This window comes from Pseudomonas sp. NPDC089395, from assembly GCF_044749525.1.
GTDB lineage: Bacteria > Pseudomonadota > Gammaproteobacteria > Pseudomonadales > Pseudomonadaceae > Aquipseudomonas.
In genome coordinates, this window is the sequence record NZ_JBIVID010000007.1 from 33,528 (window position 1) to 46,283 (window position 12,756).

Genomic DNA, 12,756 nt, shown 5'->3' on the forward strand with positions numbered 1-12,756 from the left:
CCTTGTGGCACTTGGACCCGTTGCCTACGTTGCCGGCTCTTTCCCATGGAGCACGGAGCATGAACTGTCGCTATTTGCTGGTAATCCCCTGTCTCGCTGTCTGTTTCCAGGCCAGTGCCCAGCAGGACTGCCGCGGGCTGCGCCCGCAGGAAGTGGCCCGCTGTCATGTCGAAAAGGTAAGGCAGGCGCCGCTGCAGTACCAGCTTGAGCAGAGGACACCCGCGCAGGGCTATACCCTTTATCAGTACCGGATGACCTCGCAGACCTGGGCGCCTGAACCGGTGGTCGAACCCCGCTTGTGGGAGCACCGCGTCGAGCTGTATGTGCCCGACGCTGCCTTGCAGGAAAAGGCGCTGCTGGTGGTGAATAACGGTGTGAGGTTTGGTGAGGAACAACAAACACCCGACTACTCGTCCGAGGCGCTGAGTGCGGTGGCTGTGCAGACGCAGACCGTTGTGGCAATGATCAGCGACGTGCCCAACCAGTACGTGACCTTCAGCGATGCACAAGCGCCGATGCGCGAGGATCATGCCGTGGCCCACACTTGGGCGCATTCGCTGCGCAGCGAAGCCGCCGCGCCGGAGCTACCCCTGCAGGTGCCGATGGCCGCCGCCGCGAGCAGGGCCATGAACCTCACGTCAGCAGCACTTCCCGAGTTGCGCATCGAGCGCTTCATCATCACAGGAGCATCCAAGCGCGGTTGGAGTGCGTGGCTGACAGCCATGGCCGATGAGCGGGTGATCGCCATCGTGCCTGGTGTCATCGATATTGCCGACACCACCGATATGTTGACCGGCTTGCGCAAGCGCTACGGTGGTGCATGGCCGCTGGCGCTTTGGCCCTATCAGGCAGCGGGTGTCTTGCAGCAGTTGGGCAGCCCAGCCTTCGAGCGGCTGATGGGGCTGATGGACCCGATGCAGTACCTGGATGAGCCGGGCGCTCGCCTGGAAATACCCAAGTACCTGGTATCCGCCAGCGGGGATGATTTCTTTGCGCCCGACCACGCCACCGACTACCTGCAGCGCCTGCCGGGCCAGACAAGCCTCAGGGTGCTGCCGAATTCGGACCATGGCGGCGTGCGCGCGCATGTTGCCACTACGCTCGTACCTTTTGTTAAGCGTATCCAGGCGGGTCGGCCTCTGCCTGGCGTGCAGGTGTTGTCGGGCGAGGAGGTGGGGCGTTTGCAGGTGCGCTTATCTGAAGTGCCTGTAGCTATGAAGGTCTGGACTGCGCACAACGGCGAGGACCGGGATTTTCGGCATGCTTGTGGCGTTCGCTACACATCCCAGACATTAGTGCCCAGCGAAGCTTTCAGCCTGGATTGGACTGCGCCGTCGCAAGGGTGGCAGGCGCGGTTCGTGGAAGCGCAGTTTGCTGATGGATTCGTCGCCACCAGCCCGGTGACGGTGTTGCCTGAGACCTTCCCGAGCCATCCGCCGAAGGACAATGGCCAGGCCTGCAGAACCTTCCCCAACTGACCCCGCAGGGTCGCTGTAGGAGCGGCCTTGTGTCGCGAAAGGGCTGCAGAGCAGCCCCAGCAACTGATGCAGCGCTGCCGAGGCCCTGGGGCCGCTTTGCGGCCCTTTCGCGACACAAGGCCGCTCCTACATCGGCGGAGCAGGAAGGAGGGCGCTTTCTGAAACTTCCCCGCTTGCGATCAGCGCATCATGCCCAGCTCAGCATCGTCCAACAGCGCCTTGGCCAATGCGCTCAAGTAGTGCCGTCTGGCAGGTCAAAATGGTGGGGCGGATCGGGGACTAACTTTTTCATTGAGATTGCATGCGGGCCAGTAGGCGCCTGTCGCGACATCTTCAGCGCCCATGAGATCGAGCGCCGCCCGCGCGGCGCTCGATTTACGCCCCGGCACAAAATCCGAGACGTGCGCATGGAACCGTCAACGCCCAACCACTTTCGGCTTGTACGCGCAGTAGCCCGGCCGCGGCCCGATCTTCGGATGGTTCCGGCAGGTATCCGGGCGCTTGTCATAAATGGTGCACAGCCGGCTCTTACGATCCAGATAGAGGCAATCGTCATTGCTCATGCGGGTCAGGGTGAAGATCCCCGACTTCTGGTTGAAGCGCTCGATGATGCCGTCTTTCTGCAGGCGTTTGGCGATGTTCTTCGGCGGCTCGTCCTTCTCGAACTCGTCCACCACGCCAATGCGGATCAGGTCTTTGATCTTCACTTCCACCGGCAAGGTGCAGCACGTCGAATGGCAGCCTCCGCACATGTGGCTGGCATAGCGCTGCCAGGTTTCCAGGCGGTCGACTTCGGCCGCGGCAATCAGGGTCGTTTTCATCGTTATAGAGAGCTGGATCACGGTCTTGGGGCGCGCGATCATACCGGAGTTGTTCAATTTGTGAACAACCTTTTGCCGGATTCACCCAGCAGGCACGAAATCTGCGAACCGTAATCGTCACTCCCTGTCGAAGGGTCTAGTCTCAACACTCTCCCTGCGCTTTCGTCAACTTGCCCGAGGATGCCGCATGTCCCAGGAACCCAAAGCTCGTGACGCCGAGGTGGCCGATTTTCGCGCCGCTGTACTGGACAAGCTGACCTACGCGGTCGGCAAGGACCCCGAGCACGCCTTCGACCACGACTGGTTCGAAGCCATCGCCCTGGCTGCCCGCGACCACATGGTCGACCACTGGATGGACCACACCCGCCGGGCCTATCGACGCAGCCAGAAGCGGGTGTACTACCTCTCCCTGGAATTTCTCATTGGCCGACTGCTGTACGACAGCCTGAGCAACCTTGGCTTGCTGGACGTTGCCCGCGAGGCGCTGCAAGGGCTGGATGTGGACCTGGAGCGCATTCGCCTGCTCGAACCGGATGCAGCGCTGGGCAACGGCGGCCTCGGCCGGCTGGCAGCGTGCTTCATGGAAAGCATGTCGACCCTCGGTATCGCTGCCCACGGCTATGGCATTCGTTATGAGCATGGCCTGTTCCGCCAGGCGGTGGTCGATGGCTGGCAACAGGAACAGACCGAGAACTGGCTGGACTTCGGCAACCCCTGGGAGTTCGAGCGGGCGGAAGTGATCTACCCGATCAGCTTCGGCGGCAGTGTCGAGACGCTGAACGACGCCGATGGCGCCCAGCGTCAGGTCTGGACGCCGGGCGAAACGGTGCGGGCGGTGGCGTACGATACGCCGGTGGTCGGCTGGCGTGGCGCCAGCGTCAACACCCTGCGGCTGTGGCGTGCGCGGGCGCTGGAAGAGCTGCATCTGGAGCGCTTCAATGCCGGCGACCACCTGGGCGCGGTGGCGGAAGTGGCGCGGGCCGAGAGCATTTCGCGGGTCCTGTACCCGGCCGACAGCACCGAGGCGGGGCAGGAGTTGCGCCTGCGCCAGGAATACTTCTTCGTCTCGGCTTCGTTGCAGGATCTGCTGCGCCGTCACCTGAACATGCACAAGGACCTGCTCAACCTGCCCGATGCGGCGGCCATCCAGCTCAACGACACCCACCCCTCGATCGCTGTGGCCGAGCTGATGCGACTGCTGGTCGACCAGCATGAAATCCCTTGGGAAAAGGCCTGGGAGCTGACCGTTGGGACGCTGGCCTACACCAACCACACCCTGCTGCCCGAAGCGCTGGAAACCTGGCCGGTGGCACTGATGGAGCGCATGCTGCCGCGGCACATGCAGATCATCTACCTGATCAACGCCTTCCACATCGATGCCCTGCGGGCCAAGGGCCTGCACGATTTCGACGTGCTGCGCGCGGTGTCGCTGATCGAGGAAGAAAACGGTCGCCGGGTGCGCATGGGCAACCTGGCGTTCCTCGGCTCGCACAGCGTCAACGGCGTGTCGGCGCTGCACAGCCAGCTGATGAAAAGCACGGTGTTCGCCGAACTGCACAAGCTCTACCCGAAACGCATCAACAACAAGACCAACGGCATCACCTTCCGCCGCTGGTTGTACTTGTCCAACCCGCAACTGACGGCGATGCTGGTCGAGGCTGTGGGCCCCGAGCTGCTGGACGACCCGCAAGGTCGCCTGGCCGACCTGGTGCCTTTCGCCGACAAAAGCAGCTTCCGCAAAGCCTTCGCCGCCCAGCGGCTGCACAGCAAGCGCGCGCTGGCTAGCATCATCCAGGACCGGGTCGGGGTCACGGTGAACCCTGAAGCGCTGTTCGATGTGCAGGTCAAACGGATCCACGAGTACAAGCGCCAGCTGCTCAACCTGTTGCATACCGTCGCCCTGTACCAGGCCATTCGCAACGACCCCAGCACCAACTGGGTGCCGCGGGTGAAGATTTTCGCCGGCAAGGCGGCGGCGAGCTACCACCAGGCCAAGCTGATCATCAAGCTGGCCAACGACATCGCCCGCGTGGTCAACAACGACCCGACCGTGCGCGGCCTGCTCAAGGTGGTGTTCCTGCCCAACTACAACGTCAGCCTGGCCGAGAGCATCATCCCGGCCGCGGACCTGTCCGAGCAGATATCCACCGCCGGCTACGAGGCTTCAGGTACCAGCAACATGAAGTTCGGCCTCAACGGTGCGCTGACCATCGGCACCCTGGACGGCGCCAACGTGGAGATGTGCGAACACGTGGGGGCCGACAACATGTTCATCTTCGGCCTGACTGCGCAGCAGGTCGAGGCGCGCAAGCGGGCCAACGATTTTGGTGCCGGGGCCGCGATTGCCAGCTCCCATCGGTTGAACGATGTGCTTCAGGCGATTCGCAGTGGGGTGTTCTCGCCGGACGATCCTGGGCGCTACGCGGGGCTGATCGACGGGCTGGTGGCTTATGACCGGTTCCTGGTCTGCGCCGATTTCGATGCCTACTGGGATGCCCAGCGCAGGGTCGAGGAGTTGTGGCATACGCCGCAGGAGTGGTGGCGGATGGCGGTGCTGAACACGGCGCGGATGGGCTGGTTCTCTTCGGACCGGACCATTCGCGAATATGCTACCGAGATCTGGAAGGCGTTGGATTGACTTACTGGGGCTGCTGCGCAGCCCCAACTGACAACCGGCCTGGCAAGCGCTGAACTACCGACCTATTGTGCCGTCTGACAGCCCAGGCAAGTCTCATCGCTCGCTAGCTTGCAACTCTCCCTGTAAACTGCGGGGGTTTTTCTCCCCCCCAACCCTTTCGGAGCAATACATGTCCCGCGTTACCCTGAGTCGCTATCTGATTGAGCAGACCCGCAGCAACAATACCCCTGCCGATCTGCGCTTCCTGATCGAAGTGGTGGCGCGTGCGTGCAAGGAAATCAGCCACCATGTGTCCAAGGGTGCCCTTGGCGGTGTGCTGGGCAGCATGGGCACTGAAAACGTGCAGGGCGAAGTACAGAAGAAGCTCGACGTGATTTCCAACGACATCCTGCTCGAAGCCAACGAGTGGGGCGGCCACCTGGCCGGCATGGCGTCCGAGGAAATGGACAACGCCTACCAGATTCCGGGCAAGTACCCGAAAGGTGCCTACCTGCTGGTATTCGACCCGCTGGACGGTTCGTCGAACATCGACGTCAACGTTTCGGTCGGCACCATCTTCTCGGTGCTGCGTTGCCCTAACGAATACCTGAGCCAGAACGAAACCCTCAACGAAAACGCCTTCCTTCAGCCAGGCACCGAGCAGGTCGCCGCCGGTTACGCGATCTACGGTCCTCAGACCATGCTGATCCTGACCCTGGGCAACGGCGTCAAGGGCTTCACCCTGGACCGCGAGCTGGGCAGCTTCGTGCTGACCCACGAGAACATCCAGGTGCCGGCAACCACCGCCGAATTCGCCATCAACATGTCCAACCAGCGTCACTGGGAAGCCCCGGTACAGCGCTACGTGGGCGAGCTGCTGGCCGGTGAGACCGGTCCGCTGAAGAAGAACTACAACATGCGCTGGATCGCCTCGATGGTTGCCGACGTGCACCGCATCCTGACCCGTGGCGGCCTGTTCATGTACCCGCGCGACGCCCGCGAGCCGAGCAAGCCGGGCAAGCTGCGTCTGATGTACGAAGCCAACCCGATGTCGTTCATCATCGAACAGGCCGGCGGCGCGTCCACCAACGGTTACGATCGCATCCTCGACATCAAGCCCGAGAGCCTGCACCAGCGCGTGTCGGTGATCCTTGGCTCGAAGGAAGAGGTCGAGCGCGTGACCGCCTACCACAAGGAGTAAACCATGCTCGCACCTTGGCAGCCGTTGCTGGAATGGTGGTTCGGTTGGGGTACCAGTGCCCAGGCCGTGGCTGACGAGCAGAGCACGCTATGGTTCGGCAAGCATCACGATGCCGAAGCCCAGGCGCTGTTTGGCGACTTGGTCGAGCATGCCCTGGCGGGCGGGCTCGACGAGTGGCAGCAGAGCCCCCAGGGCTGGCTGGGTCTGCTGATCCTGCTGGATCAGCTGCCGCGCATGATCTACCGCGACACGCCGCGCGCCTTCGAAGGCGACCGGCGGGCCCAGGTAGTGGCCATGCAAGGGCTGCAGAAGGGCTGGGACTACCAGTTGCTGCCGATCCAGAGGGTGTTCGTGCTGCTGGTGCTGGAGCATGCCGAGGTGCTGGACTGGCAGAACCTGAGCGTCGAGCGTTACCAGATCCTGCTGGACGAGCAGCCGGAAGCGAACCGTCGACTGTTCGAAGGCTTCCTCGATTACGCCGAGCAGCACCAGCGAGTGATTGCCCGCTTCGGGCGATTCCCGCATCGCAATCTGATGCTGGGCAGGCCTAGCACCAGTGATGAGATGGACTTCTTGCTGGAGCCTGGCTCCAGGTTCTGAGTCGTCTGCTTCACCCTCTTCGCGGGACAAGCCCGCTCTCACAGGACCGCCGTGGTGGCCCTGTGAGAGCGGGCTTGTCCCGCGAAGTGCTTTCCACATCCTGAAACGCCCTGCCAGCCGACCAACGGTGTAGAACGAAAGGGGGGGTGGCAGGGAACCAGGGAGGGATTTTCCCGTCGAAGGTCACTGCAGGCCACTCGCCTGTACCCACCTTTCAGGAGTGTTCCTTCATGTCGTTGCGTTCCCTCGCCCTGTTGTCCTTGTGCGTCGTCCTGACTGCGTGCAGCAAGATCAATCAGGAAAACTATTCCAAGCTCAAGGCCGGCATGAACAAGGCCGAGGTCGAGCAACTGCTCGGCACACCTGCCGAGTGCTCCGGTGCGCTCGGCATGAGCAGCTGCACCTGGGGGGACGAGAAGAGCTTCATCAGCGTTCAGTACGCCGCAGACAAGGTGCTGATGTATTCAGGGCAGGGCCTCAAATGACGCGTGTGCACCTGCTGCTGGGGATGTGCCTGGTGATGCTGCTGGGTGGCTGCGCCACCTCGGCCAACGACCCGCTGGCGCCGAAGACCGCCGGCAATGTCGACCTCAAGCGCTATCAAGGCAAGTGGTTCGAGCTGGCGCGCCTGCCGATGCCATACCAGAGTGAATGCGCCCAGTCCGAGGCGCATTACAACCTCAAGCCCGATGGCTCGTATGGCGTCCTCAACCGCTGCCGCACCATCGGCGATGAGTGGCTGCGCGCGGAGGGCCATGCCAGCATCCAGGAGCCGGGGCACACCGATAGGTTGTGGGTGGAGTTCGACAACTGGTTCACCCGAGCGGTGCCGGGCCTGACCAAGGGGGAGTACTGGATCCTGTACGTGGATGATCGCTACCGCACGGCGATCGTCGGCAGCCCGGATCGCAAGTACCTGTGGATACTTTCGCGTACGCCGACACTACCTGCCTGGGAGCGCGAGAACCTGTTGTCCAAGGCACGGCAGCAAGGTTATGACACCAGCCGGCTGATCTGGCGCACGCCGGACCAGCAGATCGTACAGATGCATTGAGGCTGTTTGTGGGAGCGGGCTTGTCCCGCGAGCACGGGCGAAGCCCGTGCCAGGCCACTCCAGTGTCTGGGCCGGCCTCTTCGCGGGGCAAGCCCGCTCCCCCAAAATCCCCTGCTAACCCAGCAACTGACGCAATACCTCAACGAACGCCCGCGCACTTTCCTCTTCCTGTGCATGCCGCCCCTGGCGCACCACCCACTGCCCATTGACCATCACATCGCGCACCTGGCGATCCGAGCCTGCAAACAACCAGCGGTTGAGAATCGCATCGCCCTGGGCCATGGCGATGTACGGATCCTGCCCGTCCAGCACCAGCCAATCGGCACGCTTGCCGACCACCAGTTCACCCACTGGGTGCCCCAGTGCCTGTGCGCCGCCCGACAGTGCCGCGTCATACAGCGTGCGCCCGACCATCGGCTGGTCCTCGCGGTACAGACGGTTGCGCCGCTGGTCCCGCAGCCGCTGGCCATATTCCAGCCAGCGCAGTTCCTCGACCACGCTCAATGACACATGGCTGTCCGAGCCAATGCCCATGCGTCCGCCCTGGGCCAGGTAGTCCACTGCCGGGAAGATACCGTCACCCAGGTTGGCCTCGGTGGTCAGGCACAGGCCGGCCACAGCCCCGCTGCGCGCCATGGCCGAGACTTCATCCTGGTCGGCATGGGTGGCGTGCACCAGGCACCAGCGTGAATCCACATCGACATGCTGGTACAGCCACTGCAGCGGACGCTGGCCGCTCCAGGCCAGGCAGTCGTCGACTTCTTTCTGCTGCTCGGCGATATGAATGTGGATCGGGCATTGCTGATCGCTTGCGGCCAGTACTTCGGCAATCTGGGCTGGCGTTACCGCACGCAGCGAGTGGAAGCACAGGCCCAGTTGCTGTGCCGGCTGTGCGGCCAGCAGCGGGGCGAGTTGTTCTTGCAAGCGCAGGTACTGCTCGGTGGAGTTGATGAAGCGCCGCTGCCCGTCGTTGGGCGCCTGTCCGCCGAAGCCGGCATGGCTGTACAGCACCGGCAGCAAGGTCAGGCCAATGCCGCTGCTGGCAGCGGCAGCGCTGATGCGGCGGGACAGCTCGGCAGGGTCGGCATAGGCCTTGCCGGCCTGGTCATGATGCACGTAGTGGAACTCGGCCACCGAGGTGTACCCAGCCTTGAGCATCTCGATGTACAGCTGGCGAGCGATGACCTGCAAGTGCTCCGGCGTGACCTTGCCCACCAGCCGATACATCAGCTCGCGCCAGGTCCAGAAGCTGTCGTTGGGGTTGCCCGCCACTTCCGCCAAGCCCGCCATGGCGCGCTGGAAGGCATGCGAGTGCAGGTTGGGCATGCCAGGCAGCAAGGGCCCGTTCAGTCGCTCGGCACCCTCGGCGCTGGCATCGGCCTCGATGGCGGCCAGCCGGCCATCGGCAGTTACTTCAAGGCGGACATTGTTGGCCCAACCGCTGGGCAGCAGGGCACGTTCGGCAAAGTAGGCGGGCATTGCGCTATCCTGTTATTGTTTAACTTGTATATACATATACAGCCGTTTGCCTGCCGGGTAAACTCCGGCAAGCTACCGTCAATCAACTCGCACAAGGATCAAACGCCGTGCCGACACCTCCTGTCTCCGCGCTGGTAGCCCAGATGGGCGAGGGCCCGGCGCCGCTGTATGCCCGGGTCAAGCAGATGATCGTCCAGCAGATCGAAAATGGCAGCTGGCCGCCACACCACCGGGTCCCTTCCGAGAGCGAGCTGGTCAGCGAGCTGGGCTTCAGCCGCATGACCATCAACCGTGCCCTGCGCGAACTGACCGCCGAGGGGTTGTTGGTGCGCATGCAGGGTGTGGGTACTTTCGTCGCCGAGCCGAAGACCCGCTCTGCGCTATTCGAGGTCAACAACATCGCCGACGAGATTGCCGCGCGTGGCCACCAGCATAGCTGCCAGGTCATCGTCCTGGCCGAGGAAGCGGCCGGCTCGGAGCGCGCCCTGGCGCTGGACATGCGCGAAGGCCAGCGGGTGTTCCATTCGCTGATCGTGCACTTCGAGAACGGCGTGCCGGTGCAGATCGAAGACCGCTACGTCAATGCGCAGATCGCCCCGGACTACCTCAAGCAGGACTTCACTCGGCAGACGCCCTACGCCTACCTGTCGCAGGTGGCCCCGCTGACCGAAGGCGAGCACGTGGTCGAAGCCATTCTCGCCGAGCCCGATGAGTGCCAGCTGCTGCAGATCGAGCGGGGCGAGCCTTGCCTGTTGATCCGCCGGCGTACCTGGTCCGGTCGCCAGCCGGTGACTGCTGCGCGCTTGATCCACCCCGGTTCCCGTCATCGCCTGGAAGGACGTTTCAGTAAATGAGCCAGTTGCAGTGCTTGCGTGCCCAAGACTACCCGCGAATGCCGTGGAAGAACGGCGGTGGGTTCACCGAAGAGATCACCCGCGATGCCGGCGATGGACTGGACGGCTTCGGCTGGCGCCTGTCGATCGCTGATATCGAGTCGTCTGGCGGGTTCTCCAGTTTCGCCGGTTACCAGCGGATCATCAGCGTGCTGCAGGGCGATGGCATGCAGTTGACCGTGGACGGCGAGCCTGGCCGGCCACTGCTGCCCTTCGATGCCTATGCCTTCAAGGGTGAAAGCCAGGTGAGCTGCGCGCTGTTGGGTGGGCCGATTCGGGATTTCAACCTGATCTATGCGCCTGCCCGTTACCGGGCGCGGCTGCAATGGTTCAACGGTGGTAGCCGGCTGTTCAGTGCGGCCAGTACGGTGCTGGTGTTCAGTGCCCAGGCGGACTTGCAGGTGACAGTCGATGGCCAGGTGCAGTCGCTGGGGTTGTATGACTGCCTGCAGCAGAGCGGTAACGACCGTTTGCTGGAAGTGGCTGTGCAGGGGCGCTGCTGCGTGATCGAGCTGATCCAGATTTCATAGTGGCTTTGCCGGCCTATCGCGGATAAATCCGCTCCTACAGGGTTTGTGATGTACCTGTAGGAGCGGATTTATCCGCGATAGGGCCAGTACAACCACCACAAAAGTTACCCGGTAACGCTTCCAAACGGAGCAGCCTGTTACCGATCGCCCCAAGATGGCGCAACGCCGTCAAACCGCTGATCCACTCCACCAGATCCGCCTCAGATTTTTTTCCCGCCTCCTGATCCCCGGTTTCTCTGGGCTGTACTCCTTTCCCATACCCCGTAATGCCCCCCCGATCAGCTACTTGGCAATTCAATTGCATATGCTTGTATGTACAAGTAAAGCCAAGTGCGCGAAAGTGGATAGGCCGTCCCCATTCGCGCTGTACGCACCCGAGGAGCACTTTTCGTGACTGACAACAAACTGAACAAATTCCGTGACGTCGAGATCCGCGCCCCGCGTGGCAACAAGCTGACGGCCAAAAGCTGGCTGACCGAAGCGCCGTTGCGCATGCTGATGAACAACCTCGACCCGCAGGTTGCCGAGAACCCCAAAGAGCTGGTGGTTTACGGCGGCATCGGCCGCGCCGCGCGCAACTGGGCCTGCTACGACAAGATCGTCGAGAGCCTGACCAACCTCAACGACGACGAAACCCTGCTGGTGCAGTCGGGCAAGCCGGTCGGCGTGTTCAAGACCCACGCCAACGCCCCGCGCGTACTGATCGCCAACTCCAACCTGGTACCGCACTGGGCCAACTGGGAACACTTCAACGAACTGGATGCCAAGGGCCTGGCCATGTACGGCCAGATGACCGCCGGCAGCTGGATCTACATCGGCAGCCAGGGCATCGTCCAGGGCACCTATGAAACCTTCGTCGAGGCTGGCCGCCAGCACTACGGCGGCAGCCTCAAGGGCAAGTGGGTACTGACCGCCGGCCTCGGCGGCATGGGCGGCGCCCAGCCACTGGCCGCGACCTTGGCCGGCGCCTGCTCGCTGAACATCGAATGCCAGCAGAGCCGTATCGACTTCCGCCTCGATACCCGCTATGTCGACGAGCAGGCCACCGACCTCGACGACGCCCTGGCCCGCATCGCCAAGTACACCGCCGAAGGCAAGGCGATCTCCATCGCCCTGCACGGCAACGCTGCAGAGATCCTGCCGGAGCTGGTCAAGCGTGGCGTGCGCCCGGACATGGTCACCGACCAGACCAGCGCCCACGACCCGCTCAACGGCTACCTGCCATCCGGCTGGACCTGGGAGCAGTACCGTGACCGTGCGCAGACCGAGCCGGCTGCCGTGGTCAAGGCCGCCAAGCAGTCCATGGCCGTACACGTGCAAGCCATGCTGGACTTCCAGAAACAAGGTGTGCCGACCTTCGACTATGGCAACAACATCCGCCAGATGGCCAAGGAAGAGGGCGTGACCAATGCCTTCGACTTCCCAGGCTTCGTGCCGGCCTACATCCGTCCGCTGTTCTGCCGGGGCATCGGCCCGTTCCGCTGGGCTGCGCTGTCGGGCGATGCCGAAGACATCTACAAGACCGACGCCAAGGTCAAGGAACTGATCCCGGACGACGCCCACCTGCACCGCTGGCTGGACATGGCCCGCGAGCGCATCAGCTTCCAGGGCCTGCCGGCGCGTATCTGTTGGGTTGGCCTGGGCCTGCGTGCCAAGCTGGGCCTGGCGTTCAACGAAATGGTGCGCAGCGGCGAGCTGTCGGCGCCGATCGTGATCGGCCGTGACCACCTCGACTCGGGTTCGGTGTCCAGCCCCAACCGTGAAACCGAAGCCATGCAGGACGGTTCGGATGCGGTGTCCGACTGGCCGCTGCTCAATGCCCTGCTCAACACCGCCAGCGGCGCTACCTGGGTGTCCTTGCACCACGGCGGCGGCGTCGGCATGGGCTTCTCGCAGCACTCTGGCATGGTGATTGTGTGTGACGGTACCGATGAGGCGGCCGAGCGGATTGCCCGCGTGCTGACCAACGACCCGGCCACCGGGGTGATGCGTCATGCCGATGCGGGTTATCAGATTGCGATTGATTGCGCCAAAGAGCAGGGGTTGAACCTGCCGATGATTACTGGCTGATAGGCCCTTGGGG

At 63.1% G+C, this 12,756-nt stretch carries 11 protein-coding genes; 9 read left to right on the forward strand and 2 right to left on the reverse strand.

The annotated features are described in order from the left end of the window. Nucleotides 1-74: 74 nt before the first annotated feature. Nucleotides 75-1,478: a PhoPQ-activated pathogenicity-related family protein gene (locus ACIPZG_RS16260; protein ID WP_400715397.1), complete on the forward strand. Its 1,404-nt coding sequence runs from the start codon at nucleotides 75-77 to the stop codon at nucleotides 1,476-1,478. Between the two features lie 416 nt (nucleotides 1,479-1,894). Here ACIPZG_RS16260 and ACIPZG_RS16265 read toward each other — a convergent pair whose 3' ends face one another. Continuing rightward, complete coding sequence (locus tag ACIPZG_RS16265; protein WP_400715718.1) at nucleotides 1,895-2,299, reverse strand: YkgJ family cysteine cluster protein; 405 nt, start codon at nucleotides 2,297-2,299, stop codon at nucleotides 1,895-1,897. 187 nt (nucleotides 2,300-2,486) lie between these two features. On the opposite strand from ACIPZG_RS16265, the gene ACIPZG_RS16270 reads away from it, so the two are divergent. The 5 genes from ACIPZG_RS16270 (at nucleotide 2,487) to ACIPZG_RS16290 (ending at nucleotide 7,771) form a co-directional block, all read left to right on the forward strand. Further along, nucleotides 2,487-4,937 carry a glycogen/starch/alpha-glucan phosphorylase gene (locus ACIPZG_RS16270; RefSeq protein ID WP_400715398.1) on the forward strand — a complete coding sequence of 817 codons (2,451 nt, stop codon included), beginning with the start codon at nucleotides 2,487-2,489 and terminating at the stop codon, nucleotides 4,935-4,937. Nucleotides 4,938-5,106: 169 nt separating this feature from the next. Continuing rightward, on the forward strand, nucleotides 5,107-6,117 hold the full coding sequence (locus tag ACIPZG_RS16275; RefSeq protein WP_008100945.1) for a class 1 fructose-bisphosphatase: 1,011 nt from the start codon (nucleotides 5,107-5,109) through the stop codon (nucleotides 6,115-6,117). 3 nt (nucleotides 6,118-6,120) lie between these two features. Continuing rightward, nucleotides 6,121-6,717, forward strand: coding sequence for a DUF924 family protein (locus ACIPZG_RS16280; protein ID WP_400715400.1), 597 nt, complete (start codon nucleotides 6,121-6,123; stop codon nucleotides 6,715-6,717). Nucleotides 6,718-6,947: 230 nt separating this feature from the next. Further along, nucleotides 6,948-7,202: an outer membrane protein assembly factor BamE gene (bamE, locus tag ACIPZG_RS16285; protein WP_008094623.1), complete on the forward strand. Its 255-nt coding sequence runs from the start codon at nucleotides 6,948-6,950 to the stop codon at nucleotides 7,200-7,202. After that, nucleotides 7,199-7,771, forward strand: a complete 573-nt coding sequence (locus ACIPZG_RS16290; protein ID WP_008094621.1) for a lipocalin family protein — start codon at nucleotides 7,199-7,201, stop codon at nucleotides 7,769-7,771. Before bamE ends, ACIPZG_RS16290 begins: the two co-directional genes overlap by 4 nt. Before the next feature lie 114 nt (nucleotides 7,772-7,885). On the opposite strand, the gene ACIPZG_RS16295 is transcribed toward ACIPZG_RS16290, so the two are convergent. Further along, nucleotides 7,886-9,250 carry a formimidoylglutamate deiminase gene (locus ACIPZG_RS16295; protein ID WP_400715402.1) on the reverse strand — a complete coding sequence of 455 codons (1,365 nt, stop codon included), beginning with the start codon at nucleotides 9,248-9,250 and terminating at the stop codon, nucleotides 7,886-7,888. A 143-nt stretch (nucleotides 9,251-9,393) separates the two neighbouring features. Here ACIPZG_RS16295 and hutC point away from each other — a divergent pair, with 143 nt between their 5' ends. From hutC to hutU, 3 genes are all read left to right on the forward strand, one after another. Continuing rightward, nucleotides 9,394-10,104 carry a histidine utilization repressor gene (gene hutC, locus ACIPZG_RS16300; RefSeq protein WP_177324909.1) on the forward strand — a complete coding sequence of 237 codons (711 nt, stop codon included), beginning with the start codon at nucleotides 9,394-9,396 and terminating at the stop codon, nucleotides 10,102-10,104. Beyond that, on the forward strand, nucleotides 10,101-10,673 hold the full coding sequence (locus ACIPZG_RS16305) for a HutD family protein (protein ID WP_400715404.1): 573 nt from the start codon (nucleotides 10,101-10,103) through the stop codon (nucleotides 10,671-10,673). Before hutC ends, ACIPZG_RS16305 begins: the two co-directional genes overlap by 4 nt. A 390-nt stretch (nucleotides 10,674-11,063) precedes the next feature. Then, nucleotides 11,064-12,743: a urocanate hydratase gene (gene hutU / locus ACIPZG_RS16310; RefSeq protein ID WP_400715406.1), complete on the forward strand. Its 1,680-nt coding sequence runs from the start codon at nucleotides 11,064-11,066 to the stop codon at nucleotides 12,741-12,743. Nucleotides 12,744-12,756: the final 13 nt, after the last annotated feature.